This window comes from Kitasatospora sp. NPDC048545, assembly GCF_040651155.1.
Lineage (GTDB): Bacteria > Actinomycetota > Actinomycetes > Streptomycetales > Streptomycetaceae > Kitasatospora.
Genome location: NZ_JBEZIQ010000010.1, coordinates 53,565 through 77,160, shown reverse-complemented (window position 1 = coordinate 77,160; position 23,596 = coordinate 53,565). Strand labels below are relative to the sequence as shown.

At 68.6% G+C, this 23,596-nt stretch carries 34 protein-coding genes; 1 reads left to right on the top strand and 33 read right to left on the bottom strand.

Going from position 1 to position 23,596, the window contains the following annotated elements:
- Positions 1–130 precede the first annotated feature (130 nt).
- From map to AB0D10_RS12215, 25 genes are all read right to left on the bottom strand, one after another.
- On the bottom strand, positions 131–970 hold the full coding sequence (gene map, locus AB0D10_RS12335) for a type I methionyl aminopeptidase (RefSeq protein ID WP_360254672.1): 840 nt from the start codon (positions 968–970) through the stop codon (positions 131–133).
- Between the two features lie 116 nt (positions 971–1,086).
- Positions 1,087–1,740, bottom strand: coding sequence for an adenylate kinase (locus AB0D10_RS12330; protein ID WP_360254670.1), 654 nt, complete (start codon positions 1,738–1,740; stop codon positions 1,087–1,089).
- Positions 1,740–3,050 carry a preprotein translocase subunit SecY gene (gene secY, locus AB0D10_RS12325; protein ID WP_360254668.1) on the bottom strand — a complete coding sequence of 437 codons (1,311 nt, stop codon included), beginning with the start codon at positions 3,048–3,050 and terminating at the stop codon, positions 1,740–1,742. Before secY ends, AB0D10_RS12330 begins: the two co-directional genes overlap by 1 nt.
- 369 nt (positions 3,051–3,419) lie before the next feature.
- Entirely contained in the window at positions 3,420–3,872 is a 453-nt protein-coding gene (rplO, locus tag AB0D10_RS12320) for a 50S ribosomal protein L15 (RefSeq protein WP_360254666.1), read from the bottom strand.
- A 2-nt stretch (positions 3,873–3,874) separates the two neighbouring features.
- Positions 3,875–4,057: a 50S ribosomal protein L30 gene (gene rpmD / locus AB0D10_RS12315; RefSeq protein ID WP_030055835.1), complete on the bottom strand. Its 183-nt coding sequence runs from the start codon at positions 4,055–4,057 to the stop codon at positions 3,875–3,877.
- A complete protein-coding gene (gene rpsE / locus AB0D10_RS12310) occupies positions 4,057–4,680 on the bottom strand; it encodes a 30S ribosomal protein S5 (RefSeq protein WP_030055834.1) in 624 nt (207 codons plus the stop codon). The genes rpmD and rpsE overlap by 1 nt, the downstream gene beginning before the upstream one ends.
- Positions 4,681–4,728: 48 nt before the next feature.
- On the bottom strand, positions 4,729–5,112 hold the full coding sequence (gene rplR / locus AB0D10_RS12305; protein WP_030280785.1) for a 50S ribosomal protein L18: 384 nt from the start codon (positions 5,110–5,112) through the stop codon (positions 4,729–4,731).
- A 3-nt stretch (positions 5,113–5,115) separates the two neighbouring features.
- A complete protein-coding gene (gene rplF, locus AB0D10_RS12300; protein WP_360254664.1) occupies positions 5,116–5,655 on the bottom strand; it encodes a 50S ribosomal protein L6 in 540 nt (179 codons plus the stop codon).
- A 22-nt stretch (positions 5,656–5,677) separates the two neighbouring features.
- A complete protein-coding gene (rpsH, locus tag AB0D10_RS12295; protein WP_354641027.1) occupies positions 5,678–6,085 on the bottom strand; it encodes a 30S ribosomal protein S8 in 408 nt (135 codons plus the stop codon).
- Positions 6,086–6,351: 266 nt separating this feature from the next.
- The gene (locus AB0D10_RS12290; RefSeq protein ID WP_030393303.1) at positions 6,352–6,537 is read right to left on the bottom strand and encodes a type Z 30S ribosomal protein S14; all 186 of its coding nucleotides are present in this window, start codon (positions 6,535–6,537) and stop codon (positions 6,352–6,354) included.
- 4 nt (positions 6,538–6,541) lie between these two features.
- Positions 6,542–7,111 (bottom strand): 50S ribosomal protein L5, encoded by a 570-nt coding sequence (gene rplE, locus AB0D10_RS12285; RefSeq protein WP_030393302.1) that lies wholly within the window; start codon positions 7,109–7,111, stop codon positions 6,542–6,544.
- Positions 7,111–7,422 (bottom strand): 50S ribosomal protein L24, encoded by a 312-nt coding sequence (gene rplX / locus AB0D10_RS12280; RefSeq protein WP_030055828.1) that lies wholly within the window; start codon positions 7,420–7,422, stop codon positions 7,111–7,113. The genes rplE and rplX overlap by 1 nt, the downstream gene beginning before the upstream one ends.
- 15 nt (positions 7,423–7,437) lie before the next feature.
- Complete coding sequence (rplN, locus tag AB0D10_RS12275) at positions 7,438–7,809, bottom strand: 50S ribosomal protein L14 (protein WP_030393301.1); 372 nt, start codon at positions 7,807–7,809, stop codon at positions 7,438–7,440.
- A 102-nt stretch (positions 7,810–7,911) separates the two neighbouring features.
- Complete coding sequence (gene rpsQ, locus AB0D10_RS12270) at positions 7,912–8,184, bottom strand: 30S ribosomal protein S17 (protein WP_030055826.1); 273 nt, start codon at positions 8,182–8,184, stop codon at positions 7,912–7,914.
- Positions 8,184–8,408: a 50S ribosomal protein L29 gene (gene rpmC, locus AB0D10_RS12265; protein WP_049649042.1), complete on the bottom strand. Its 225-nt coding sequence runs from the start codon at positions 8,406–8,408 to the stop codon at positions 8,184–8,186. The genes rpsQ and rpmC overlap by 1 nt, the downstream gene beginning before the upstream one ends.
- Positions 8,408–8,827: a 50S ribosomal protein L16 gene (rplP, locus tag AB0D10_RS12260; protein ID WP_030055824.1), complete on the bottom strand. Its 420-nt coding sequence runs from the start codon at positions 8,825–8,827 to the stop codon at positions 8,408–8,410. Before rplP ends, rpmC begins: the two co-directional genes overlap by 1 nt.
- A 5-nt stretch (positions 8,828–8,832) precedes the next feature.
- Positions 8,833–9,657, bottom strand: coding sequence for a 30S ribosomal protein S3 (gene rpsC / locus AB0D10_RS12255; protein WP_360254661.1), 825 nt, complete (start codon positions 9,655–9,657; stop codon positions 8,833–8,835).
- Positions 9,657–10,004 (bottom strand): 50S ribosomal protein L22, encoded by a 348-nt coding sequence (gene rplV, locus AB0D10_RS12250; RefSeq protein ID WP_095874452.1) that lies wholly within the window; start codon positions 10,002–10,004, stop codon positions 9,657–9,659. The genes rpsC and rplV overlap by 1 nt, the downstream gene beginning before the upstream one ends.
- 57 nt (positions 10,005–10,061) lie before the next feature.
- Complete coding sequence (rpsS, locus tag AB0D10_RS12245) at positions 10,062–10,343, bottom strand: 30S ribosomal protein S19 (RefSeq protein WP_030055821.1); 282 nt, start codon at positions 10,341–10,343, stop codon at positions 10,062–10,064.
- Positions 10,344–10,354: 11 nt separating this feature from the next.
- The gene (gene rplB / locus AB0D10_RS12240) at positions 10,355–11,191 is read right to left on the bottom strand and encodes a 50S ribosomal protein L2 (protein ID WP_030393297.1); all 837 of its coding nucleotides are present in this window, start codon (positions 11,189–11,191) and stop codon (positions 10,355–10,357) included.
- Positions 11,192–11,234: 43 nt separating this feature from the next.
- On the bottom strand, positions 11,235–11,552 hold the full coding sequence (gene rplW, locus AB0D10_RS12235; protein WP_030280768.1) for a 50S ribosomal protein L23: 318 nt from the start codon (positions 11,550–11,552) through the stop codon (positions 11,235–11,237).
- Positions 11,552–12,229 (bottom strand): 50S ribosomal protein L4, encoded by a 678-nt coding sequence (rplD, locus tag AB0D10_RS12230; RefSeq protein ID WP_093861718.1) that lies wholly within the window; start codon positions 12,227–12,229, stop codon positions 11,552–11,554. Before rplD ends, rplW begins: the two co-directional genes overlap by 1 nt.
- 5 nt (positions 12,230–12,234) lie before the next feature.
- Positions 12,235–12,882, bottom strand: a complete 648-nt coding sequence (rplC, locus tag AB0D10_RS12225) for a 50S ribosomal protein L3 (RefSeq protein ID WP_360254659.1) — start codon at positions 12,880–12,882, stop codon at positions 12,235–12,237.
- 14 nt (positions 12,883–12,896) lie between these two features.
- Positions 12,897–13,205, bottom strand: a complete 309-nt coding sequence (gene rpsJ, locus AB0D10_RS12220; RefSeq protein ID WP_012785157.1) for a 30S ribosomal protein S10 — start codon at positions 13,203–13,205, stop codon at positions 12,897–12,899.
- Between the two features lie 395 nt (positions 13,206–13,600).
- Positions 13,601–15,415 carry a hypothetical protein gene (locus tag AB0D10_RS12215; RefSeq protein WP_360254657.1) on the bottom strand — a complete coding sequence of 605 codons (1,815 nt, stop codon included), beginning with the start codon at positions 15,413–15,415 and terminating at the stop codon, positions 13,601–13,603.
- Between the two features lie 331 nt (positions 15,416–15,746).
- Between AB0D10_RS12215 and AB0D10_RS12210 the strand changes: the two genes are divergently transcribed.
- Positions 15,747–16,955 (top strand): acyltransferase, encoded by a 1,209-nt coding sequence (locus tag AB0D10_RS12210; protein ID WP_360254655.1) that lies wholly within the window; start codon positions 15,747–15,749, stop codon positions 16,953–16,955.
- Between the two features lie 85 nt (positions 16,956–17,040).
- On the opposite strand, the gene AB0D10_RS12205 is transcribed toward AB0D10_RS12210, so the two are convergent.
- From AB0D10_RS12205 to rfbB, 8 genes are all read right to left on the bottom strand, one after another.
- Complete coding sequence (locus tag AB0D10_RS12205) at positions 17,041–17,412, bottom strand: DUF2304 domain-containing protein (protein ID WP_360254653.1); 372 nt, start codon at positions 17,410–17,412, stop codon at positions 17,041–17,043.
- Entirely contained in the window at positions 17,409–18,098 is a 690-nt protein-coding gene (locus AB0D10_RS12200) for a glycosyltransferase family 2 protein (protein ID WP_360254651.1), read from the bottom strand. Before AB0D10_RS12200 ends, AB0D10_RS12205 begins: the two co-directional genes overlap by 4 nt.
- Positions 18,099–18,146: 48 nt before the next feature.
- Positions 18,147–19,040, bottom strand: coding sequence for a glycosyltransferase family 2 protein (locus AB0D10_RS12195; RefSeq protein ID WP_360254649.1), 894 nt, complete (start codon positions 19,038–19,040; stop codon positions 18,147–18,149).
- A 6-nt stretch (positions 19,041–19,046) separates the two neighbouring features.
- The gene (locus AB0D10_RS12190; protein WP_360254647.1) at positions 19,047–19,826 is read right to left on the bottom strand and encodes a glycosyltransferase family 2 protein; all 780 of its coding nucleotides are present in this window, start codon (positions 19,824–19,826) and stop codon (positions 19,047–19,049) included.
- The gene (locus tag AB0D10_RS12185) at positions 19,823–20,215 is read right to left on the bottom strand and encodes a DUF2304 domain-containing protein (protein WP_360254645.1); all 393 of its coding nucleotides are present in this window, start codon (positions 20,213–20,215) and stop codon (positions 19,823–19,825) included. Before AB0D10_RS12185 ends, AB0D10_RS12190 begins: the two co-directional genes overlap by 4 nt.
- A 109-nt stretch (positions 20,216–20,324) precedes the next feature.
- Positions 20,325–21,644, bottom strand: a complete 1,320-nt coding sequence (locus AB0D10_RS12180; protein WP_360254643.1) for a hypothetical protein — start codon at positions 21,642–21,644, stop codon at positions 20,325–20,327.
- Positions 21,641–22,555 carry a dTDP-4-dehydrorhamnose reductase gene (rfbD, locus tag AB0D10_RS12175; RefSeq protein ID WP_360254641.1) on the bottom strand — a complete coding sequence of 305 codons (915 nt, stop codon included), beginning with the start codon at positions 22,553–22,555 and terminating at the stop codon, positions 21,641–21,643. The genes AB0D10_RS12180 and rfbD overlap by 4 nt, the downstream gene beginning before the upstream one ends.
- Positions 22,552–23,529 (bottom strand): dTDP-glucose 4,6-dehydratase, encoded by a 978-nt coding sequence (rfbB, locus tag AB0D10_RS12170; protein WP_360254639.1) that lies wholly within the window; start codon positions 23,527–23,529, stop codon positions 22,552–22,554. Before rfbB ends, rfbD begins: the two co-directional genes overlap by 4 nt.
- Positions 23,530–23,596: the final 67 nt, after the last annotated feature.

Genomic DNA, 23,596 nt, shown 5'->3' with positions numbered 1-23,596 from the left:
TGCTGTCTCCTGCTCGCTCGTACGGCCAGTGCCGACCACTGCCAGCCGATAAAAATAGGACAAAAGCCCTGGAGGTCCAAACCTCCAGGACTCGGGCCCCTTCACCGGCGGCGGCGGGCCGCCGCCGGGACTACGCGAGCGGGTCCGGAGCGGCGGTGATGCCCAGCTTCGCCAGTTCGGCCGTGCCGCCGTCGAACGCGGTCAGGACCAGCGGGCCCTGCTCGGTCACGGCCACCGAGTGCTCCCAGTGCGAGGCCCAGGTGCCGTCGTTGGTGACGACCGTCCACTCGTCGTCCAGGACGGTGGTGTGCGGGGTGCCCAGCGAGACCATCGGCTCGATCGCCAGGACCGTGCCGGGGACCAGCTTCGGGCCCTTGCCGCGGCCGCGCTCGACGTAGTTCAGCACGTGCGGCTCCATGTGCATCGCGGTGCCGATGCCGTGGCCGCCGTAGCCCTCGGTGATGCCCCACTTGCCCTTCGGCGGCAGCGGCTGGCGGCGGATGAAGCCCTCGATCGCCTTGGAGACGTCGACCAGGCGGTTGCTCTTCTTCATCTGGGCGATGCCGGCCCACATCGAGCCCTCGGTGACCCGGCTCAGCATCTCGACCTCGGGCCGGACCTCGCCGACCGCCACGCTGATCGCCGCGTCGCCGTGCCAGCCGTCCAGGATGGCCCCGCAGTCGATCGAGATGAGGTCACCCTCCTGCAGCACCCGCTCGCCCGGGATGCCGTGCACGACCTCGTTGTTCACCGAGGCGCAGATCACGCCCGGGAACCACAGGCCGCCGTGGTGCGCGCGGAAGTTCGAGGTGGCGCCGTGGTCGGTGATGACCTTGTCCGCGATGTCGTTGAGCTCCTGGGTGGTCACCCCCGGAGCGACCGCCTCACGGCAGGCCTTGAGGGCCTCGGCGACGACCAGCCCGGCCGCTCGCATCTTCGCGATCTGCTCGGGGGTCTTGATCTCCACCATCTGGTCACGCCTTCCAAGTCCGGATTACCACTGCCTACCACCGTACGACGCCGAAACGGCCGGGCCACCCGCTGGGCGGGCGATCCGGCCGTACCGTCGTACGTTCGCCGAGAGACTCAGCTGTCCTGCTTCAGCGCCTCGATCGCGCGGGCGGTGACCTCGTCCACCTTGCCGAGGGCCGGGATGGTCACCAGGAGACCCTGCTCCTTGTAGTACCCGATGATCGGCTCGGTCTCCGTGTGGTAGACCTCCAGGCGCGTGCGCACCTTGTCCTCGGTGTCGTCCGAGCGCTGGTACAGCTCGCCACCGCACTCGTCGCAGACGCCCTCGGCCTTCGGCGGGTTGTAGTCCACGTGGAAGACGTGGCCGCCGTTGTTGCGGCACAGGCGGCGACCGGCGATCCGGCGGACGACCTCGTCCTCGGGCACCTCCAGGTCGAGCACGCCGTCCAACTCGATGCCCTGCTCGGCGAGGAACTCGTCCAGCGCCTTGGCCTGGCCCAGGTTGCGGGGGAAGCCGTCGAGCAGGAAGCCGTTGACGGCGTCCTCCTGGAGCATGCGGTCCTTGGCCATCCCGATGGTGACCTCGTCCGGTACCAGACGGCCCGCGTCCATGTAGCTCTTGGCCTCGAGCCCCAGCGGGGTGCCCTGACCGATGTTGGCGCGGAAGAGGTCGCCGGTGGAGATGTGGGGAATGGACAGGGTCTTGGCGAGCAGGTGCGCCTGAGTACCCTTCCCGGCCCCGGGAGGACCAACGAGGACGATACGCATCAGCGGAGGAACCCTTCGTAATTGCGCTGCTGGAGCTGGCTCTCGATCTGCTTCACAGTTTCGAGTCCGACGCCGACGACGATGAGAACGCTGGTGCCGCCGAACGGGAAGTTGGTCTGCTGTCCGAAGGCGACCAGGGCGATCATCGGGATCAACGCGATCAGGCCCAGGTAGAGCGAACCCGGCCACGTGATACGGGTCAGCACGTAGTTCAGGTACTCGGCCGTCGGACGGCCGGCCCGGATGCCCGGGATGAACCCACCATACTTCTTCATATTGTCGGCAACTTCTTCGGGGTTGAAGGAGATGGCGACGTAGAAGAACGCGAAGAAGACGATCAGCAGGAAGTAGGTGGCCATGTAGATCGGGTGGTCACCCTTGACGAAGTTCGTCCGGATCCACGTGGCCCAGCCCGCCTGACTGTTGGTCAGCTGGACCACCAGGGCGGGGATGTAGAGCAGCGACGAGGCGAAGATGACCGGGATGACACCGGCCTGGTTCACCTTGAGCGGGATGTAGGTCGAGGTGCCGCCGAACGCCCGGCGGCCGATCATCCGCTTCGCGTACTGGACCGGGATCCGGCGCTGGGCCTGCTCGACGAAGATGACGAGCATCACGACGATGATGCCGACCGCGACCACGGAGAGGAACTCGACCCAGCCGCCGCCGATGGTGCCGGACTGCTTGATCGCCCACATCGAGGACGGGAACTGCGCCGCGATCGAGGTGAAGATCAGCAGCGACATGCCGTTGCCGATGCCGCGGTCGGTGATCAGCTCGCCCAGCCACATGATGACCGTGGTGCCGGCCGTCATCGTGAGGACCATGACGGCGATGCGGAACACGCCGGTGTCCGGGACGATCTGGTTGGCCAGCGGGCAGCCGGAGAACAGCGCGCCGCTGGAGGCCGTCGCCACGATGCCGGTGCCCTGGAGCACGGCGAGCGCGATGGTCAGGTAGCGGGTGTACTGGGTGATCTTGGTCTGTCCGGCCTGGCCCTCCTTCTTCAGCGCCTCCAGTCGCGGGATCACGACGGTGAGGAGCTGGAGGATGATGCTTGCCGTGATGTACGGCATGATGCCGAGGGCGAAGATCGTCAACTGGAGGAGCGCGCCACCGCTGAACAGGTTGACGAGCCCGAAGAGGCCGCTGTTCTTGGTCTCCTTCACGCACTCGTTCACGGCCGTGAAACTCACGCCCGGAATCGGAATGTGCGAGCCCAGCCGGAACAGCACCATGATGCCCAGCGTGAACAGCAGCTTCTTGCGCAGGTCGGGCGTCTGGAACGCCCGCGCGAACGCACTGAGCACGGTGCCTCCTGCGCCTCCCGCGCGTCGTCGGCGGGAGGGTCGGTCCTGAATGGGGAGTTTGCGGTTCGGGCTCCCGTACAGACGGCACAGGCGAGCCTACGCGCAGCCTACAAGGGAACTCCACGGACTCTAACAGTGCGCGGCCACTCCGAAGAAGCGCGTACGGCCCGTCCCCCACTCACGGGGTACGGGATGCCCGGGTTTGCCACACAAAAGAACGAGGGCCCCTCCCGGGGCCCGGAGCGCCGACCGATCCGATTTCCCGACCGCGGCCGAAATCGGGCCACCGGGTCCGGAACGGGCCGGAAAAGGCACGAGCCCCGCACCTCCCGAAGGAAGTGCGGGGCTCGAAAGCGGTATTCAGCGGACTCAGACGAGCTCGGTGACCGTACCGCCGGCGGCCGTGATCTTCTCGGCGGCGGAGCCGGAGACGGCGTCAACCGTCACCTGCAGCGCAACCGAGACCTCGCCGGTGCCGAGCACCTTGACGAGGGAGTTCTTGCGAACCGCGCCCTTGGCGACCAGGTCCTCGACGGTGACCTCTCCACCCTGCGGGTAGAGCTCGGCCAGCTTGTCGAGGTTGACGACCTGGAACGTGATCTTGAACGGGTTCTTGAAGCCCTTCAGCTTCGGCAGGCGCATGTGGAGCGGCATCTGGCCACCCTCGAAGCGCTGCGGAACCTGGTAGCGGGCCTTGGTGCCCTTGGTACCACGACCGGCAGTCTTACCCTTGGAGGCCTCACCACGACCCACGCGGATCTTGTCGGTCTTGGCACCCGGGGCGGGACGCAGGTTGTGGATCTTGATCGGGTTCTCGCCCATGATCAGTCCACCTCCTCAACCGTCACCAGGTGACGGACCGTGTGGGCCATCCCGCGGATCTCGGGACGGTCCTCCTTCACCACGACGTCGTGCATGCGCTTGAGACCAAGCGAACGCAGGGTGTCACGGTGGTTCTGCTTGCTGCCGATGTACGACTTGGTCTGCGTGATCTTCAGGCGAGCCATCAGGCGCTCACCCCAGCAGCACGCGCCCGCAGCAGAGCGGCGGGGGCCACGTCCTCCAGCGGCAGGCCACGACGGGCGGCGATCTCCTCGGGGCGCACGAGGCCCTTCAGAGCAGCCACGGTGGCGTGCACGATGTTGATCGCGTTGTCGGAGCCGAGCGACTTCGACAGGATGTCGTGGATGCCGGCGCACTCCAGGACGGCGCGCACCGGACCACCGGCGATAACACCGGTACCGGGGGCGGCGGGCTTCAGGAGCACGACGCCGGCGGCCTTCTCACCCTGGATCGGGTGCGGGATGGTGCCCTGGATACGGGGGACCTTGAAGAAGTTCTTCTTGGCCTCCTCAACACCCTTGGCGATGGCGGCCGGAACCTCCTTCGCCTTCCCGTAACCGACACCCACGGTGCCGTCACCGTCGCCCACCACGACCAGCGCGGTGAAGCTGAAACGACGACCACCCTTGACAACCTTGGCGACACGGTTGATCGCGACGACGCGCTCGACGTAAGCGGTCTTCTCGACGGCGGGGGCGTTGCCCCGGTCGTCACGCTTACGGTCGCGCCGCTCGCCACCGCCGGTGCCGCCGCCGGCGCCGCTACCGCGGCGCTGGGGTCCAGCCATTGGAATTACCTCTCTCGATTACGTCCGCCGACAGAGTCGACGAGCGGCTTAGAAGTCGAGCCCGGCCTCGCGGGCCGCGTCCGCCAGGGCGGCGATGCGGCCGGCGTACCGGTTGCCCGCGCGGTCGAAGACGACCGACTCGATGCCGGCGGCCTTGGCGCGCTCGGCGACCAGGCTCCCGACCTTCTTGGCCAGCTCGGTCTTGTCGCCCTCGGCGCCCTTGATGGACACGTCGAGGGTGGACGCCGACGCCAGGGTGTGACCCTTGGCGTCGTCGATGACCTGGGCGACCATGTGACGGTTCGAGCGCGTCACGACGAGGCGCGGACGCACCTCGGTGCCGACGACGCGCTTGCGAACGCGGATCGCGCGGCGCTTGCGAGCGGCGCTCTTGTAGGCGTTGCCCTTGCCGATCTTGACAGAGACACTCATCGCTTACTTACCACTCTTTCCGACCTTGCGGCGGATGACCTCGCCCGCGTACTTGACACCCTTGGCCTTGTACGGGTCCGGCTTGCGCAGCTTGCGGATCTTCGCGGCGACCTCGCCGACCTTCTGCTTGTCGATGCCGTCCACGTGGAACTTGGTGGCGGACTCGACGACGAAGGAGATGCCCTCGGGGGCCTCGACGAGGATCGGGTGGCTGTAGCCCAGCTGGAACTCCATGTCGGAGCCCTTCGCCAGAACTCGGTAGCCGACACCGCTGATCTCCAGCGACTTGCGGTAGCCCGCGGTCACGCCGGTGATCATGTTCGCCACCAGCGTGCGGGTCAGGCCGTGCAGGGCCTTCGACAGACGCTCGTCGTTGGGGCGGGTGACAGCCAGAGTGCCGTCCTCGCCCTTGCCGATCTCGATCGGCGCGGCGACGACGTGGGTGAGGGAGCCCTTCGGGCCCTTCACCGAGACCGTCTGGCCATCGATGGTGACGTCCACGCCAGCGGGGACCTGGATGGGCAGCCGTCCAATGCGCGACATTGCTGTACCTCCGTTTCCCGAATTACCAGACGTAGGCGAGAACTTCTCCGCCTACGCCCTTCTTGGCGGCCTGCTTGTCGGTCAGGAGGCCGGAGGACGTGGAGATGATCGCCACGCCCAGGCCGCCGAGAACCTTCGGCAGGTTGGTGGACTTTGCGTAAACGCGCAGACCCGGCTTGCTGATGCGCTTGATGCCGGCGATGGAGCGCTCACGGTTGGGGCCGAACTTGAGCTCGATGGTCAGCTTCTTGCCGACCTCGCCCTCAGTGGGCTCCTCAACCTTGTAGGAGGAGATGTACCCCTCCTGCTGCAGGATCTCGGCGACGTGCGCCTTGATCTTGCTGGCCGGCATCGCCACGGTGTCGTGGTACGCCGAGTTCGCGTTACGCAGACGCGTGAGCATGTCTGCGATGGGGTCGGTCATGGTCATGATGGCCTCAGGCCTCTCTCGCCGCGGTTTCTCCGCGCCAGGTCCCCCTGCCGCACTCTTTCGAGTTCGTCAGGGGCACAAGCGCAGGGGACCTGCGACGTCGTAAGACTGGGTGCGAGCCCTCCGAAGAGGACCACGGACATCCATGGGGAAGCCGTGGCAGGGGGCCCGACCCCACTACCTTACGGGAATCCGTACGGCAGGCCCAAAACGGGCGGGTGTGGGATCGGGCACCTCTGCTTCGCTGTGTGCCTAAAGCGCCTGGATTACCAGGAGCTCTTGGTCACGCCCGGCAGCTCGCCGCGGTGCGCCATCTCACGGAGGCAGACACGGCACAGGCCGAACTTGCGGTACACCGAGTGCGGACGGCCGCAGCGCTGGCACCGGGTGTAGGCCCGGACGCCGAACTTCGGCTTCCGCTCGGCCTTCGCGATGAGGGACTTCTTCGCCATTGGCTCACGCCTCCTTGAACGGGAAGCCCAGAGCGCGCAGGAGCGCCCGGCCCTCGTCGTCGGTCTGAGCGGTGGTCACGACGGTGATGTCCATACCGCGCTGACGGTCGACCTTGTCCTGGTCGATCTCGTGGAACATAACCTGCTCGGTCAGACCGAAGGTGTAGTTGCCACGGCCGTCGAACTGCTTCGGGGAAAGACCACGGAAGTCACGGATTCGCGGCAGGGCCAGCGAAACCAGACGGTCCAGGAACTCCCACATGCGGTCACCGCGGAGGGTGACGTGCGTGCCGATCGGCTGGCCCTCGCGCAGCTTGAACTGCGCGATGGACTTGCGAGCCTTGGTCACGGCCGGCTTCTGACCGGTGATCGCGGTCAGGTCGCGGATCGCACCCTCGATCAGCTTGCTGTCACGGGCAGCCTCGCCGACACCCATGTTGACGACGACCTTGACCAGGCCGGGCGTCAGCATGACGTTCTCGTACGAGAACTGCTCCTGCAGCTGACCCTTGATCTCGGAGTTGTAACGCTCCTTGAGACGGGGGGTCACCTTCTCAACAGTCGTCTCAGACATCAGATGTCCTCACCGGTTCGCTTGGCAACGCGGATCTTGTTGCCCTCGTCATCGAAGCGGTAGCCAACGCGGGTGACGACCTTCTTGCCGTCCTTCTCCACGACCAGCTGGACGTTGGAGACGTGCACCGGGGCCTCGACGGTGACGATGCCACCCTGAGTGCCCGGGCCCGGCTTGGTGTGCTTCTTGACCCGGTTCACACCCTCGACCAGGACCTTGTTCTCGGCGGGCATGGCCTGGATGACCTTGCCCTGCTTGCCGCGGTCCTTGCCGGTGATGACCTGAACCAGGTCACCCTTCTTGATCTTCATGCTGTTCGCCATGGGTTAGAGCACCTCCGGCGCAAGCGAGATGATCTTCATGAACTTCTTGTCGCGCAGCTCGCGGCCCACCGGGCCGAAGATGCGGGTACCACGGGGGTCGCCGTCCGTGTTCTTGAGGACGACGGCGGCGTTCTCGTCGAACCGGATGTACGAACCGTCGGGACGACGGCGCGACTTCACGGTACGGACGACGACGCACTTGACGACGTCACCCTTCTTCACCGAACCGCCGGGGATCGCGTCCTTGACGGTGGCGACGATGACGTCCCCGATACCGGCGTAGCGGCGACCGGAACCACCGAGAACGCGGATGCAAAGGATTTCCTTCGCGCCCGTGTTGTCGGCGACACGCAGTCGCGACTCCTGCTGGATCACAGCTTTCTCCTGATCGTCAACGAGAGCTGACGGGCCGGCCGCTGCTCACACCAGCGCCCGCAAGGGGCCTGATGCACATACGGCCGTACCGCATCAACTTCGTTACTTGGCCTTCTCGAGGATCTCGACGACGCGCCAGCGCTTCGTCGCGGACAGCGGGCGGGTCTCCGCGAGGAGGACCCGGTCGCCGATGCCGCAGGCGTTCGCCTCGTCGTGCGCCTTCAGCTTGTTCGTACGGCGGATGACCTTGCCGTACAGCGCGTGCTTGACGCGGTCCTCGACGGCGACGACGACGGTCTTGTCCATCTTGTCGCTGACGACGAGACCCTCACGGGTCTTGCGGAAACCGCGCGTCTCGTTGGTGTTCTCAGTCATCAGGCGCTCTCCACCGTCTCGATGCCCAGCTCGCGCTCGCGCATCAGGGTGTAGATCCGCGCGATGTCCTTACGGACGAGCTTGAGCCGTCCGTGGTTGTCGAGCTGCCCGGTCGCCGCCTGGAAGCGGAGGTTGAACAGCTCCTCCTTGGCCTCACGGAGCTTGGCAACGAGACCCTCGTTGTCCAGCTCGCGGAGGTCAGCAGCCTTGGTGCCGGCCGACATCAGCTCTCACCTGCCTCGCGCCGGATGATCCGGCACTTCATCGGGAGCTTGTGAGCTGCGCGGGTCAGCGCCTCACGAGCCACCTTCTCGTTGGGGTACGACAGCTCGAACATGACCCGACCCGGGTGCACGTTCGCGATCCACCACTCGGGCGAACCCTTACCGGAACCCATGCGGGTCTCGGCCGGCTTCTTGGTGAGCGGACGGTCCGGGTAGATGTTGATCCAGACCTTGCCGCCACGCTTGATGTGACGGGTGACGGCGATACGAGCGGACTCGATCTGCCGGTTCGTCACGTAGGCCGGGGTGACGGCCTGGATGCCGTACTCGCCGAACGCGAGCTCGGTGCCACCCTTGGCAGCGCCGCGACGCTTGGGGTGGTGCTGCTTGCGGTGCTTGACCCGACGGGGGATCAGCATGGGAGTCAGGCCTCCGTTCCGGTGTTCTCGGCAGCCGGAGCCTCGGCGACCGGGGCCGCGGGGGCCTCGGAAGCGGCGGGGCGACGGCCACGGCCACCGCGCTCGCCACCGCGGCGCTCGCCACCGCGGGCGGGACGACCACCCTCGGGACGGGCCGGGCGGTTGCCCGAGCGGGCAGCGGCGTTCTCAGCGCGGACCTCGGCGATGTTCTTGACGTCGCCCTTGTAGATCCAGACCTTCACGCCGATGCGGCCGAAGGTGGTCTTGGCCTCGAAGAAGCCGTAGTCGACGTTCGCGCGGAGGGTGTGCAGCGGCACGCGACCCTCGCGGTAGAACTCCGAACGGCTCATCTCGGCGCCGCCGAGACGACCGGAGCACTGGACCTTGATGCCCTTGGCGCCGGACTTCATCGTGCCCTGCATCGACTTGCGCATGGCACGACGGAAGGAGACGCGGGAGGACAGCTGCTCCGCGACGCCCTGAGCCACGAGCTGGGCGTCCAGCTCGGGGTTCTTGACCTCGAGGATGTTCAGCTGGACCTGCTTGCCGGTCAGCTTCTCCAGGTTGCCCCGGATCTTGTCGGCCTCCGCGCCGCGGCGGCCGATCACGATGCCCGGACGGGCGGTGTGGATGTCCACGCGGACGCGGTCACGGGTGCGCTCGATCTCAACCTTCGAGATGCCGGCGCGCTCCATGCCCTTCGTCATGAGACGACGGATCGCGACGTCTTCCTTGACGTAGTCCTTGTACAGCTTGTCGGCGTACCAGCGGGACTTGAAGTCCGTGCTGATGCCGAGGCGGAACCCGTGCGGGTTAACCTTCTGGCCCATTACCGGGTCCCTTCCTTGCTGCTGACGACCACGGTGATGTGGCTGGTCCGCTTGCGGATCCGGTAGGCACGGCCCTGGGCACGCGGACGGAACCGCTTCAGGGTCGGACCCTCGTCAACGTACGCCTCGGAGATGTAGAGGTCGTCCACGTTGGAGTGGTTGTAGTTGTGCGCGGCGTTGGCAATGGCGCTGTCGAGCACCTTGCCGACCGGCACGGTGGCGGCCTGCGGAGCGAAACGCAGGACGGCCTGGGCCTCCGTGGCCGGCAGGCCACGGATGAGGTCCACCACGCGGCGGGCCTTCATGGGCGTGACGCGGATGTACCGCGCCTGGGCCCTGGCTTCCATGGTTGTCCCCTTAATGGAGTAAGTCATTGAGTCGTTCTGGCGGTGAAGCTCAGGCGACTAGCGACGCTTCGACTTGCGGTCGTCCTTGACGTGGCCGCGGAAGGTGCGGGTCGGAGCGAACTCGCCCAGCTTGTGGCCGACCATCGACTCGGTGACGAACACCGGGACGTGCTTGCGACCATCGTGAACCGCGATCGTGTGGCCGAGCATGGCCGGGAAGATCACGGAGCGACGGGACCAGGTCTTGATGACGTTCTGGGTACCCGCTTCGTTCTGCGCGTCCACCTTCTTGAGAAGGTGGCCGTCGATGAAGGGGCCCTTCTTGAGACTGCGCGGCATCTGACCTGCTCCTAGCGCTTCTTGTTGGTCTTGCGGCGGCGCACGATGAGAGCGTCCGACGCCTTCTTCGGGCGACGGGTGCGACCCTCCTTCTGGCCCCACGGCGAGACCGGGTGGCGACCACCGGAGGTCTTACCCTCACCACCACCGTGCGGGTGGTCGATCGGGTTCATGGCGACACCACGCACGGTCGGGCGAACGCCCTTCCAGCGCATACGGCCGGCCTTGCCCCAGTTGATGTTCGACTGCTCGGCGTTGCCGACCTCGCCGACGGTCGCGCGGCAGCGCGCGTCCACCAGGCGGATCTCACCGGAGGGCATGCGCAGGTGCGCCATCTTGCCCTCACGCGCCAGCAGCTGGATGCCGGAGCCGGCGGAGCGGGCCAGCTTGGCACCGCCACCGGGACGCAGCTCCACCGCGTGGATGGTGGTACCGACCGGGATGTTGCGCAGCGGCAGGTTGTTGCCCGGCTTGATGTCGGCGCCAGCGCCGTTCTCGATCCGGTCGCCCTGCGTGATGCCACGCGGCGCGATGATGTAGCGCTTCTCGCCGTCCGCGTAGTGCAGGAGCGCGATGCGCGCGGTGCGGTTCGGGTCGTACTCGATGTGCGCGACCTTGGCCGGCACGCCGTCCTTGTCGTGACGACGGAAGTCGATCACGCGGTAGGCGCGCTTGTGACCGCCACCCTGGTGGCGAACGGTGATCCGACCGGCGTTGTTACGGCCGCCCTTGCTGTGCAGGGGGCGAACCAGCGACTTCTCCGGCGTGGACCGCGTGATCTCTACGAAGTCGGCCACGCTGGAGCCACGACGGCCCGGCGTAGTCGGCTTGTACTTGCGGATGCCCATTTGGCTCTCTCGTCCTCGTCCTTATCGACGATCACGATCTCCGTTAGGAGACCGGACCACCGAAGATGTCGATGCGGTTGCCCTCGGCCAGCGTCACGATGGCGCGCTTGGTGTCCTTGCGCTTGCCAAAGCCCGTCTTGGAGCGCTTGCGCTTGCCCTGACGGTTGATCGTGTTGACAGCCTCGACCTTGACCGAGAAGACCGCCTCGACGGCCTGCTTGATCTGGGTCTTGTTGGCGCCCGGCGACACGATGAACGTGTACTTGTTCTCGTCGAGAAGGCTGTAGCTCTTCTCGGAGATGACCGGCTTCACCAGGACGTCACGGGGGTCCGTGAACGTCTTGCTCGTAACGTCGCTCATCAGGCGGCGCTCCCTTCGAGCTCGCCCTCAGCGGCAACGGCCTTGGCGGACGCGGCGGGACCCGCCACGAAACGCTCGAAGGCGGCCTGGGTGAAGACCACATCGTCGGAGACGAGCACGTCGTAGGTGTTCAGCTGACCGGCGTCCAGGATGTGCACGTGCGGCAGGTTCCGGGCGCTCTTCAGACCCAGCTCGTCGGCACGCTCGACGACGAGGAGGATGTTCTTGCGCTCGGTGATCTTGCCGAACAGGCCCTTGGCGGCCTTGGTCGACGGCACCTCGGCCGCGACCACGTCGGTGACGACGTGGATGCGGTTGTGGCGGGCCCGGTCGGTGAGCGCACCGCGCAGGGCGGCGGCGATCATCTTCTTCGGGGTCCGCTGCGAGTAGTCACGCGGCACGGGACCGTGCACGACGCCACCGCCGGCGAACTGCGGCGCACGGGTCGAGCCCTGACGGGCGCGGCCGGTGCCCTTCTGGCGGTACGGCTTCTTGCCGCCACCGCGGACCTCGCCACGAGTCTTGGTCTTGTGGGTGCCCTGACGGGCCGCAGCGAGCTGCGCCACGACGACCTGGTGCATCAGCGGAACGCTGACCTTCGCGTCGAAGATCTCGGCCGGCAGCTCCAGGCTGCCGGTCTTGTCACCCGAGGGCGACAGGATGTCAATGGTGCTCATATCCTTCACAGCCCCTTCGCCGCGGTGCGGACGAGGACGAGGCCGCCGTTCGGGCCCGGGATCGCACCCTTGATCAGGAGCAGCCCCTTCTCCGCGTCAACCGCGTGCACGGTCAGGTTCTGGGTGGTCACACGCTCGTGACCCATCCGGCCGGCCATCTTCAGGCCCTTGAACACGCGGCCCGGAGTGGCGCAGCCACCGATGGAACCGGGCGAACGGTGCTTGCGCTGCACGCCGTGACCGGCGCCGAGGCCCTTGAAGTTGTGACGCTTCATGACACCGGCGAAGCCCTTGCCCTTGGAGGTGCCGGTCACGTCGACCTTGACACCCGCCTCGAACAGCTCAGCGGTGATCTCCTGGCCGAGGGTGTACTCGGACGCGTCCGAGGTACGGAGCTCGACCAGGTGGCGGCGCGGGGTGACACCGGCCTTGGCGAAGTGGCCCGCGAGGGGCTTGTTCACCTTGCGGGGGTCGATCTCGCCGAAGCCGATCTGGACGGCGTCGTAGCCGGCCGGGCTGTCGGCGGTGTGGACCTGGGTCACGACATTGGGCCCAGCCTTGACGACGGTCACCGGAACGACCCGGTTGTTCTCGTCCCAGACCTGGGTCATGCCGAGCTTCTCGCCCAGGATGCCCTTAATCTGCTTAGCCATCTTCGGTGCGCCTCTCAGAGCTTGATCTCGATGTCGACGCCAGCCGGCAGGTCGAGACGCATGAGCGAGTCAACCGTCTTCGGCGTGGGGTCGAGGATGTCGATCAGACGCTTGTGAGTACGCATCTCGAAGTGCTCGCGCGAGTCCTTGTACTTGTGCGGCGAGCGGATGACGCAGTACACGTTCTTCTCAGTGGGCAGCGGCACCGGGCCCGCGACCTGCGCACCAGTACGGATCACCGTCTCGACGATCTTCTTCGCCGAAGAGTCGATGACCTCGTGGTCGTAGGCCTTGAGCCGGATGCGGATCTTCTGTCCCGCCATGGCTACTCAGTAGTCCTTTGTCCTTAGTCACTGCACGACCACCCTCCGACCCCCGCGCTCGGGCGTGTCGCCTGCGCGCTTGCAAAAAACCAACGAATCACTTCGTCGGTTTCAAACTTTCGGGGTGGGGGCGCCGGGCCGAGGCCCCGCTCACGCTTCCCGGAAGATTCCCGTACTTTCGCCCCGCAGCTGCCGTGGCGTAGAACTCACGCTTGACGGCCATCACGGGAACGACGAGTAGATGGGACTCGCTTCCGGTCCTCCCGGCGGGAGGCGCGCAGCATCGGCACTCAACCGAGCAACTTGGACATACTGCCACATGGAGCAGTCGAGATGCCAATCGGGGCCGGTGAGGTGCTCCTCACCGGCCCCGACGGGGTGATCGACCGCGAAGGTCAGTTCGCGGGCGGGCGCCCGCAGGTCACGTCCACGTCCCTCGACGTGGTGTTGGCGCACCAGAGCTTCATCGGGTCCGGTCCGAAGGTGTACTCGGTCAGGTCCATGTTGATCGGGTTGCAGGCCTGCTTGCCCTTGTACGGCGAGTACTTGGGGCACTGGCCGTTGTCGAGCTGCTGCAGGTGGGCGCGCAGCGCGTCCAGGCCCATGTCCTCGACGCCCGGGTTGGTGGAGGGCATGAAGCGGTTGGCCGACCAGGAGCCGCCCATGGTCGCGAACAGGGCGAGCGCGCACACCAGGCCCGCGGCCAGCTGCGACATCACCCGCGGCGAGATCCGGGCGGCCCGGGACGGGGCCACCTCGGCCAGCGTGCTCCGGACCCAGCCGAAGCCGCGCTGGTAGGTCAGCATGACGCCCATGACGGCCAGGATGATCAGGCAGTAGAAAATTATCCAGGTCGTGCGCGGGTAGAGCTGGACGGCCTGGTTGTGCTCCATGTGCGAGGCGAACCAGAAGCGCATCAGCCAGGCGCCGGCGAGGACCATGCCGGCGGTGCGGATCACCATGTTGCGCAGGCCCAGGCCCACGCCGATGCCCACGCCGAGCAGCAGGAGCACACCGAAGCCGGTCTGCCCGGCGATGTCGCCCTGGCCCGGCCAGTTGTGGTACGTCAGGTCGCCGGAGCGGTCCGAGGCCCAGCCCATGACGTAGGCCGGGTCGATGTAGGTGTTGATGTAGGCGTAGCGGTCGAGCGTGGAGGCCCCGAGGCGGACCAGCTGGTAGAGCAGCGGAGCGCCGATGACGCCGGCGGTGACCAGCATGGCGCCCAGGAAGACCAGCGCGCGCTTGAGGGCGCTCCGGCCGCGGGACCACGGGAAGATCATCAGGACCAGGACGAACGAGCCCGGCGCCGCCCACAGGTACCAGCCCGAGTACCAGAGGAACATCACCCCGAACGCGGCGCCGAAGCCGAGGCCGCGCAGCAGCGCCGAGCGGGTCGAGAGTTCGTCGACCCGGCGGATCTCCCGGAAGCAGGCCGCCAGCAGCGGCAGCAGCACCAGCATGGAGCCGTGGCTGTACGGGCGGATCGGGTCGAGGAAGACGATCGACGCCGGCACCGCGATCGCCATCGCCCAGAACGGGCGCAGCAGCAGGCGCCAGGACAGGTAGGCCATCGGGCCGACGAGCGCGCTGAGGATCAGCTGCAGGTCCTTGAGCGCGTGGCCCACACCGGCGATGCCGTTGTGGAAGAACTTGGCCCAGACCGCGAGCAGGGCGGGGAACAGCGGGGGGTACACCCCGGGCAGGCCCTTCCCGCGCAGCATGTCGTTGGCCATGCCCATCAGGTTGCCCGGGTCGCCCTCCTGGCCGCCGAGGCCCCAGGGGGTGCCGTGCAGGGCGACCACGATGCCGCCGGCCACCACACCGGTGCCCAGGCCCGCGACGGCGGCGCACGCCAGCCGCTGCGCGACCCGGTAGTAGCGCAGCGTCCCGCGGTAGGCGAGCAGCAGCAGCACCGCGAGGACCGGGATGCCCAGAAGCGCCGCGTACTGCTGGATCTTGGCGAGCCCGCTGACCTGGCCGATCCGGGTGGTGGGGTTGACGCTGATGTGCGTGCACAGCAGCATGAAGCCGAGCGCGACGCCGACGCTGACGAGGCCTTCCGCCAGCGGGAGGAACCAGCGCTTCTCCGTCCACCGCGAGAAGCGGTCGCCCCGACGGCCGCTCGGCGATCCGTCGGAGGACGCCGTGGTCGCCTCGTCGTCGGGCACGCCGGCGCGGCCGCCGACGACGTCCGGGGCCAAATCCGTCATGTCTCTTCGCTTCCGTGAAGCGGCGCACTGCCGCGGGTCGGACCGGCTCGCCGGATGCGGGCGAACTCTGCGGGCGGCGGCCGGGCGCCCGATCGGCACAGGTCGGCCGAAACTCCTGACGTGCTGCGGGCCTCCGGCGGATGGATCATCGCCGCCGGCGATGCCGGGCCCTGGCCGGGACTCATGGTAATCGCACCCCCAAGAGCGTGTCATGGCGTGCCCCCGGCCCATCAGGGGCCCCTGCCGCCCCGGTGGGGGCCCGGCCCCGGCGGATAGGGTGAGGCGCGCAGTCCACGTCCCTCCACGACCACCGGCCCGGAGTCCCCCGCCCATGTCGCACACCGCACGCAAGAGGTCGGTCCTGACGGCCAGTCCGCCGCTGTCGGAGGCCCTCGGACGGAAGAACGGCTTCGGCCTCCTCCGGCTCGTCCTCGCCCTGGCCGTGATCTTCGCCCACGCGATGCCGCTGGGGCTGGGCAAGGCCGACCTCGGGCTGCTGGAGAGCCGCGGCCAGACCAACGTCGGCGCGATCGCGGTGAGCGGCTTCTTCGTGCTCTCCGGGCTGCTGATCACCCGCAGCGGCATGCGGCTGAGCCCGGCCCGGTTCCTCTGGAACCGGGCCATCCGCATCCTCCCCGGGCTCTGGGCCTGCCTGCTGCTGACGGCGCTCGTGGTCGCCCCGGTCGTCGCGTACCACCAGGGCCGGCTGGCCGGCTTCTGGTCGCACCCGGAGGGGCCGCTGGCGTACCTGGAGGCCAACTGGTCCATCGGAGTGTCCCAGTGGGGCATCTCCGGGCTGCTCGACCACGTGCCGCACCCCACCGCCTTCAACGGCTCGGTGTGGTCGCTGGCGTACGAGGTGCTCTGCTACCTGCTGGTGGTCGCGCTGGCCGCGGTCGGCGTGCTGCGCCGGGCGCGCTGGGCCGTCGCGGTGATGGTCCTCGGGCTCTACGCGTACATGGTCCACCTCGCCTCGGACTTCCACCTGCTGCGCGCCCCCGAGTACGCGCCGGCCGGCCTCACCGGCTGGCAGCTGCCGTTCCTGGGCTCGATCAGCCTGGACATGTTCATACCGCTGACCTTCATGTTCGGCCTCGGCGCGGTCGCCGAGCTGTACAAGAACCGGCTGCCGATCAACGACCCGGCCGGTGTCCTGGCCGCCCTCGTCTTCCTCGGCACCGCCCGGTACGGCGGCTTCACCCTGTTCGGCCTGCCGGCCTTCGCCTACCTGCTGATCTGGCTGGCCTGCCGGATGCCCGGCCCGCTGACGAAGGTCGGCACCAAGGTCGACCTCTCGTACGGGGTGTACATCTACGCGTTCCCGATCCAGCAGTGCCTCGCGCTCTGGGGCGTCAACAAGCACGGGTACTGGGCCTACACCGCGGCCTCGGTGGCGCTCTCGGTCGTCGCCGCGTTCTGCTCCTGGCACGCCGTGGAGAAGCCGGCGCTGAAGCTGAAGGACCTGGGCCTGCGCAAGCCGCCCCGGCAGGAGCAGCCGCCGGCGGCGCCGGCTCGGCCGCTGTCGCAGGCCTCGGCCTGACCCCCGCCCCCGAACGGATCCGGGCCCGGTACGCGTTGTGCGTACCGGGCCCGGATCGTCGGCCCCCGACGGGGACCGGACGGAGCTAGCCGGAGACCTTCTCGTCGAAGCGCTCCTGGTTGAGCCGCGCGCCCTCGGTGATGGCGACGGTGCGGGCCATGTCGGTGAGCTTCTTCTCCAGGGAGCGGAAGCGCAGGTAGGTGTTGAGCGCCAGGAAGGCCAGCGCCAGCACCATCATGTACAGCACCAGGTCGGTGCCGCGGCCGACGCCCAGCCGGTTCGCCACCCAGGTGACGTCGCCCGGACGCAGCACCGCGTAGATGTTCGCCAGCACGAACAGCACGAAGGCGATGCGCTTCCAGGCCCTGGTGTTGGTCCGGTCCCAGCGCCGGATGAAGATGAGCGCCGCCGTGCCGGAACCCAGCACCAGCACCAGTTGGATCCAGAAGTACTTCATCGCCGGCCACGCTCCCGGAGCGAGATGTCGAAGAGGATGTTGACGCCGTTGATCAGGGACTGGCCCTTGGCGCGCGAGTAGTCGGTGTAGAGGATGTCCACGGGGACCTCCACGACGCGCAGCGAGGACTTCGCCAGCAGGCCGACGATCTCCGAGGCGTGGGCCATGCCGTTCATCGTGATGCGCAGCTGGGAGGCCGCCTCGCGGTTGATCACGCGCAGGCCGTTGTGCGAGTCGGTGAGCTTCAGCTTGCGGGCGGTCGGGCTGACCGCGGCCGCCGTGCGGAGCACCACGCGCTTGATCATCGGGACCTGCTCGGACTGCTCGATGAAGCGCGAGCCGAGGACGACGTCCGCGGTCCCGCCGCGCAGCACGGCGACCATCTTCTCGACGTCGGCCGTCTGGTGCTGGCCGTCGGCGTCGAAGGTGGCGAAGTACCGGGCGTCGGGCTGCCGCAGCGCGTAGGAGAGCCCGGTCTGCAGGGCTGCGCCCTGGCCGAGGTTGACCGGGTGGCGCACCAGGTGGGCGCCGGTGGTCAGGATGTGCTCGGCCGAGCCGTCGGTGCTCCCGTCGTCGACCACGACGATGTTCGGGAACGTCCTGCGGGCGTTCTCCACCACATCGGCGATCACCTGGCCTTCGTTGTAGGCGGGGATCACCAGCCAGACGTCGTCGTATTGGGACATGGTCGCTTCCTGGGCGCTGGGAGGGGCTTGCTGGAGGGTTCTCACGGGTCAGGCCCGGCGGCCGGCCACATGGCTCAGCATCGCCCCGACGCCCCGCAGGCCCGCCTTGCGGCCGGCCGCGGGGATCATGCTGAGCGCGTGCAGCCGGGACGAGACGAAGCGGCGGGAGATGGTGGCCGCCCGGTGCCAGCCGTGGGCGTCCAGCCGGTCCGCGGTCTCCCGGAAGAAGCGGCGGGCCTCCTCGAAGCGCTTGCCCGTGAAGGCGGTGACCGAGGATTCGCTGACCGCGTGCCGCCGGTAGCTGAAGCACACCTCGGGCACGACCGCCAGCGAGACGTCGGCGAGGAGCAGGTCGACGATGATCGCGAGGTCCTGGATGACGCCGAGGTCCGCCCGGAAACCGGTCGCCTGCATCTCCTTGGTGCGCCAGCACACGGACGGGAAGTACAGCCAGTCGCCGCGCATCAGGCTCATCGCGAGCGGCTCGCCGGACATCAGCAGCGGCCCCGGGTCCTTCGGCGCGTACAGCCGGCGCTTGACGGTGTCGGCGAGGCTGCCGACCGGGTTGCCGTCGGCGCCGATGACCAGCACGCCGGGCTGGACCATGCCGGCGTCCGGGAAGCGTTCCAGCGCGTCCCGGACCACCTTGAGGTAGTTGGGGTGCATCAGGTCGTCGCAGCCCATGAGTACGAGGTGGTCGTACTCGGCGAGCTGGACGCAGCGGTTGAAGTTGCCGCTGACGCCGAGGTTGGTCTCGTTGCGCAGGTACCGCACCCGCGGGTCCGCGAGGGACTCGAACCAGCCGGGGACGTCCGGCTCCTTGCCGTCGTCGACGACCGTGAGGCGCCAGTCGTCACCGTCCTGGGCCAGCACGCTGCGGACGGCGTCCTGCATCAGCCGGACGTCGCCGTAGTACGGCATCAGGATCTCGAAACGGGACATCGGGTACTAGACCTTGCCAATGAGCTCGGGCCGGCGGGCGGCGGCGCGGGTGGCGGGCTCGATGGCCTTCACGTTCGCGGGCATGCGGCGGATGAGGGCGAGCAGCAGCACCAGGCCGGCCCGGGCCAGGTAGATCGTCGCCTTGATCGGGGAGGCGGAGGGCGTGCCGGTGGTCCGCTCGCGCATCGCGACCGGGACCTGGCGGATGACGAAGCCGCAGCGGGCGGCGCCGACCATGCTCTCGATGGTGTCGCCCAGGTACTCGACCGGGTACCAGTGCGAGAAGAACTCGATCATGGGCTTGTTGCAGGCCTTGAAGCCCGAGGTGGTGTCGGTGAGCCGGGTCCTGGCGACCCGCGACAGCACCACCGAGAGCAGCTTCATCGCCCAGGAGCGCGGGCCGCGCACCTTGTACGAGCCCTCGCCGGCGAAGCGGGCGCCGATGACCAGGTCGGCCTCGTCGCGGAGCTTCTCCAGCAGTGCGGGCACGTAGGCCGGGTCGTGCTGGCCGTCGGCGTCGCACTGGATCGCCACGTCGTAGTCGTGCAGGTGCGCGTAGCGGTAGCCGAAGCGCATCGCGCCACCGACACCGAGGTTGTACGGCAGCTGCGCGACCTTCGAGCCGTACGCGGCGGCGACCGCCGCGGTGCTGTCCGTCGAACCGTCGTCGACCACCAGGGTGTCCACGCCGGGGAGCTTCTGCTGGATCTCGCGGAGGATCTTCGGCAGGCCCTCGGCCTCGTTCCAGGCGGGGAGGATGATCAGAACCCGCTTGCCGTCGATCATGCCTTCACCTCGGGGTCGTTCACGTCGCTGCCGGAGCGGGCAATCGGGAAGTCGTGGTGCTCGGCGAGGTGGGCGCGCATCATCGCGACGTCCTCGGCCAGGGTGCGGGTCTCGGCCTCCAGCCGGCTCGTCTCCCAGCTGAGGTGCACGCAGACCAGCAGGACCAGCACGAAGCCGGCGAACAGGACGAGGCTGACCCCGGAGGCCACGCCGAGGCGGCGCGCGGTCGAGTCCAGCAGCCGGGGGAAGAAGCCCAGCGGGGCGATCACGACGCCGATGGCCAGCCAGAGGGCCGCGTACTTCTCCCGGAGCTGCTGACGACGCAGCAGCTCCAGGATCCACACGAGCACCAGCACGCCGGTGATCGAAGTCAGCACACTCAGCTGCACGATGGATCTCGCCTTTCACGCTTCGGTGAGGCATGGGGGTGAATGGAGCACATGCTAGGGATACCGGTACCGCGGGGCGTCTCCGGGGGGAGCCGTGACGACATCGTGATCAGCTCGCGGAGACCGAGTCGGCGGAGACGGCGACCGGTGACGAGTCCGCACCGGCGCCGCGCACGCTACCGTCGCCGCGCAGCGCCAGCAACATGATCACGAGCACCACCAGCGGACCGGCGGTGTAGGCGGCCTCCACCCGGACGGCGGGCGATCCCGGGAGGCAGGTCACCAGCAGCAGGGTCGCGGTGCCGAGCGCCCATCCGAGCAGCTGGCGACGGTGGTGGCCGCGGGCGATGACCGCCTGGCCGACGACCGTGGCGAGCAGGTAGGCGAGCGTGCCGACCGAGAGCCAGAGGAAGTCCACCGGACCGAGAGCATGCCGGTCCGCGTTGAACGCGATGTGAATCACCCATGGCCCCAGGACCACGGCGGGCACCCCGCCGAGGACACCGAGGGCCGCCACCATGCCGCAGGTCTTGGTCAGGAGCTTGCGGAAGCCCGCCCGGTCGCCGGTCGCCACGGCCGTCGACAGACCCGACATCAGGGAGGCCTGCAGCGCGCCGAAGACGAACAGCGGGACCCGGCTGAGCACCATCGCGCCGGTGAACGCGCCGACCAGCACGGCCTGCGAGGGCGCCAGCACCTGGATGCTGAGCACCGCGGCGTTCGCGACGAACTGCGCCAGCAGGAACGAGACGGTCAGCATGCCCAGGCCGCTGCACAGCTCCCGCCAGCCGATGGTCGGCCCCGGAAGAGCGATCCGCAGCGTCCGCGGCAGGCTGACCAGCATGGCCAGCAGCGGGGAGACCGCCAGGATCAGGCTGTACGCGAGCGCGGAGTGCACGCCCGCCACCAGCAGACCGACCGAGAAGACGATCCGCAGGACGCCGTCCAGCCCGAGCTGCAGGCCGTACGCACCGAAGTGCCCGAGGCCGGCCAGCACGCCGCGGGTCAGGTAGCAGGCGGCCGGTCCGACGAACGCGGCGGCCAGCGCCACGACCAGGCTCCGGTCGCCGTGGAAGAACACGTCCGCGAGCTGCCGGGAGAACACCCCGAGCCCGACGAGCACCACCAGCAGCAGTCCGCCGGTCAGCACCGCCGCCTTGCGCAGCACCGGGGCCGCGCCCTCGCCGCGGGCGGTCCGGGCCGCGATCACCCGGGTCAGCTCCTGCTCGACCGGGAAGAACAGCCCGAGCGCGAAGGACATCGCCATCGTCCACAGGACGGAGACCTCGGCGAGCGACTCACGGTCGAGCGCGTGCCCGGCCACCGCGAGGTGCGCGTACGAGGCCACCCCGAGGGTGACCGTCCCGACGCCGACCGCCAGCAGTCCCGGCGGCAGCGCGCGCGTCAGCCGGCCGAGCACGCCGCTCACCGCTCCGCCGCGGTGCGCAGCGCCCGGAAGGCCGGACGCTCCAGGGCCTCGGCCAGCATGGCCCGCCACTCGGGCAGGGGCGCCAGCCCGGCGGCGGCCCAGCGGTCGTGGCCCAGCACGCTGAACGCGGGACGGACGGCCGGTCGGACGAACGCCTCCGAGGTGGTCGGGCGGATCCGCTCCGGGTCGAGCCCGCTCAGCGCGTAGGCCTCCCGGGCCAGCCCGCACCAGGTGGTCCGGCCGCTCGCGGTGCCGTGGTAGACCCCGGACGGGGCCCGTCCGGCGAGCGCGGCGCGGCCGAGTTCGGCCAGGCGGCCGGCGAGCGCGTACGACCAGGTCGGCTGGCCGTGCTGGTCGTCGACCACGTCCAGGGTCTCCCGCTGGGCGGCCAGCTTGAGCATGGTGGCCACGAAGTTCGGGCCGTGCTCGCCGTACAGCCAGGCGGTCCGCACGACGTAGCCGTGCTCGGGGAGCAGTTCGGCGACGGCCCGCTCCCCCACCAGCTTGCTCCGGCCGTACGCGTTGACCGGCGCGGTCGGGGCGTCCTCCGGGCAGGGCTCGGTGGCGTCGCCCGGCAGGACGTAGTCGGTGGAGACGTGCAGCAGCCGGGCACCGGTCTTGGCGCACGCCGCAGCGAGGTGGCGCACGCCGGTGCCGTTGACGGCGGTGGCGGCGTCCTCCTCGGTCTCCGCGGCGTCGACGTTCGTCCACGCGGCGCAGTTGACCACGACGTCGTGGCCCTCGACGGCGGCCAGCACGGCCGCGGCGTCGGTGATGTCGAGGTCCGCCCGGCGCAGCGCGGTGATCTCGGCGGTCGGGTCGGCGGCCAGCACCGACAGCAGGTCCTGCCCGAGCATCCCGGCCGCGCCGGTGACCAGCCAGCGCACCCGGCCGGCGGCGTTCGCGGTCACTTGGCCAGGGCCGCCTTCTGCTTCAGGGGCTCCCACCAGGCGCGGTTCTCGCGGTACCAGGCGATGGTCGCGGCGAGGCCGTCCGGGAAGGACACCTGCGGCTCGTAGCCGAGCTCCTCGCGGATCTTGCTGATGTCCAGGGAGTAGCGCAGGTCGTGGCCCTTGCGGTCCTCGACGTACTCGACCATGTCCCAGCCGGTGCCCGCGGCCTCCAGCAGCAGGCCGGTCAGCTCCTTGTTGGTGACCTCGGTGCCGCCGCCGATGTTGTAGACCTCGCCGGCGCGGCCGCCGCGCATGACCAGCTCGATGCCCCGGCAGTGGTCCGCGACGTGCAGCCAGTCGCGGATGTTGCCACCGTTCCCGTACAGCGGCACCTTCTTGCCGTCGATCAGGTTGGTGGTGAACAGCGGGATGACCTTCTCCGGGAACTGGTAGTGCCCGTAGTTGTTGGAGCAACGGGTCACCACGACGTCCATGCCGTGGGTGCGGTGGTACGCCAGCGCCAGCAGGTCGGAGCCGGCCTTGGAGGCCGAGTAGGGGGAGTTCGGGGCCAGCGGCCAGGTCTCGGTCCAGGAGCCCTCGCTGATGGAGCCGTAGACCTCGTCGGTGGAGACGTGGACGAAGCGGCCGACGCCGTGCTTGCGGGCGGAGTCCAGCAGGACCTGGGTGCCCAGGACGTTGGTCACGACGAACGGGCCCGCGCCGGCGATCGACCGGTCCACGTGCGACTCGGCGGCGAAGTGCACCACCACGTCGTGGCCCGGCATGACCTGGTCGACGGCGTCCGCGTCGCAGATGTCGCCCTGGACGAAGGCGTAGCCCTGGTGGTCTGCCACCGGGGCCAGGTTCTCCAGGACGCCCGAGTAGGTGAGCTTGTCGAAGACGGTTATCCGGGCGCTCTCATCCGCTCCGAGGAGCTGACGGACGAACTCCGAACCGATGAATCCGGCGCCGCCGGTCACGAGGATGCGCATAATGCGCGTAGTCTACCGTCGCCGATCGGCCCGCTCGAACGGCCGGGGACGGGGCGCCCGCAGCTCT

Coding starts and splice junctions, on each gene's coding strand:
- rpsS (WP_030055821.1), bottom strand. CDS start 10,343: ATGCCGCGCAGTCTCAAGAAGGGCCCCTTCATCGACGGCCACCTTCTC.
- rpsH (WP_354641027.1), bottom strand. CDS start 6,085: ATGACCATGACCGACCCCATCGCAGACATGCTCACGCGTCTGCGTAAC.
- rplP (WP_030055824.1), bottom strand. CDS start 8,827: ATGCTGATCCCCCGTCGGGTCAAGCACCGCAAGCAGCACCACCCCAAG.
- rplX (WP_030055828.1), bottom strand. CDS start 7,422: ATGAAGATCAAGAAGGGTGACCTGGTTCAGGTCATCACCGGCAAGGAC.
- rpsJ (WP_012785157.1), bottom strand. CDS start 13,205: ATGGCGGGACAGAAGATCCGCATCCGGCTCAAGGCCTACGACCACGAG.
- rplW (WP_030280768.1), bottom strand. CDS start 11,552: ATGAGCGACGTTACGAGCAAGACGTTCACGGACCCCCGTGACGTCCTG.
- rpsC (WP_360254661.1), bottom strand. CDS start 9,657: ATGGGCCAGAAGGTTAACCCGCACGGGTTCCGCCTCGGCATCAGCACG.
- rplD (WP_093861718.1), bottom strand. CDS start 12,229: ATGAGCACCATTGACATCCTGTCGCCCTCGGGTGACAAGACCGGCAGC.
- rfbB (WP_360254639.1), bottom strand. CDS start 23,529: ATGCGCATCCTCGTGACCGGCGGCGCCGGATTCATCGGTTCGGAGTTC.
- AB0D10_RS12195 (WP_360254649.1), bottom strand. CDS start 19,040: ATGTCCCGTTTCGAGATCCTGATGCCGTACTACGGCGACGTCCGGCTG.
- rplO (WP_360254666.1), bottom strand. CDS start 3,872: ATGGGCGAGAACCCGATCAAGATCCACAACCTGCGTCCCGCCCCGGGT.
- AB0D10_RS12205 (WP_360254653.1), bottom strand. CDS start 17,412: ATGAAGTACTTCTGGATCCAACTGGTGCTGGTGCTGGGTTCCGGCACG.
- AB0D10_RS12210 (WP_360254655.1), top strand. CDS start 15,747: ATGTCGCACACCGCACGCAAGAGGTCGGTCCTGACGGCCAGTCCGCCG.
- map (WP_360254672.1), bottom strand. CDS start 970: ATGGTGGAGATCAAGACCCCCGAGCAGATCGCGAAGATGCGAGCGGCC.
- rplE (WP_030393302.1), bottom strand. CDS start 7,111: ATGTCTGAGACGACTGTTGAGAAGGTGACCCCCCGTCTCAAGGAGCGT.
- rpmD (WP_030055835.1), bottom strand. CDS start 4,057: ATGGCTCGCCTGAAGATCACGCAGACCAAGTCGTACATCGGCAGCAAG.
- AB0D10_RS12290 (WP_030393303.1), bottom strand. CDS start 6,537: ATGGCGAAGAAGTCCCTCATCGCGAAGGCCGAGCGGAAGCCGAAGTTC.
- rplR (WP_030280785.1), bottom strand. CDS start 5,112: ATGAGTGTCTCTGTCAAGATCGGCAAGGGCAACGCCTACAAGAGCGCC.
- rplV (WP_095874452.1), bottom strand. CDS start 10,004: ATGGAAGCCAGGGCCCAGGCGCGGTACATCCGCGTCACGCCCATGAAG.
- rplF (WP_360254664.1), bottom strand. CDS start 5,655: ATGTCGCGCATTGGACGGCTGCCCATCCAGGTCCCCGCTGGCGTGGAC.
- rpsQ (WP_030055826.1), bottom strand. CDS start 8,184: ATGACTGAGAACACCAACGAGACGCGCGGTTTCCGCAAGACCCGTGAG.
- AB0D10_RS12190 (WP_360254647.1), bottom strand. CDS start 19,826: ATGATCGACGGCAAGCGGGTTCTGATCATCCTCCCCGCCTGGAACGAG.
- AB0D10_RS12215 (WP_360254657.1), bottom strand. CDS start 15,415: ATGACGGATTTGGCCCCGGACGTCGTCGGCGGCCGCGCCGGCGTGCCC.
- rpsE (WP_030055834.1), bottom strand. CDS start 4,680: ATGGCTGGACCCCAGCGCCGCGGTAGCGGCGCCGGCGGCGGCACCGGC.
- AB0D10_RS12330 (WP_360254670.1), bottom strand. CDS start 1,740: ATGCGTATCGTCCTCGTTGGTCCTCCCGGGGCCGGGAAGGGTACTCAG.
- rpmC (WP_049649042.1), bottom strand. CDS start 8,408: ATGTCGGCCGGCACCAAGGCTGCTGACCTCCGCGAGCTGGACAACGAG.
- AB0D10_RS12200 (WP_360254651.1), bottom strand. CDS start 18,098: ATGTCCCAATACGACGACGTCTGGCTGGTGATCCCCGCCTACAACGAA.
- rplC (WP_360254659.1), bottom strand. CDS start 12,882: ATGGCTAAGCAGATTAAGGGCATCCTGGGCGAGAAGCTCGGCATGACC.
- rplB (WP_030393297.1), bottom strand. CDS start 11,191: ATGGGCATCCGCAAGTACAAGCCGACTACGCCGGGCCGTCGTGGCTCC.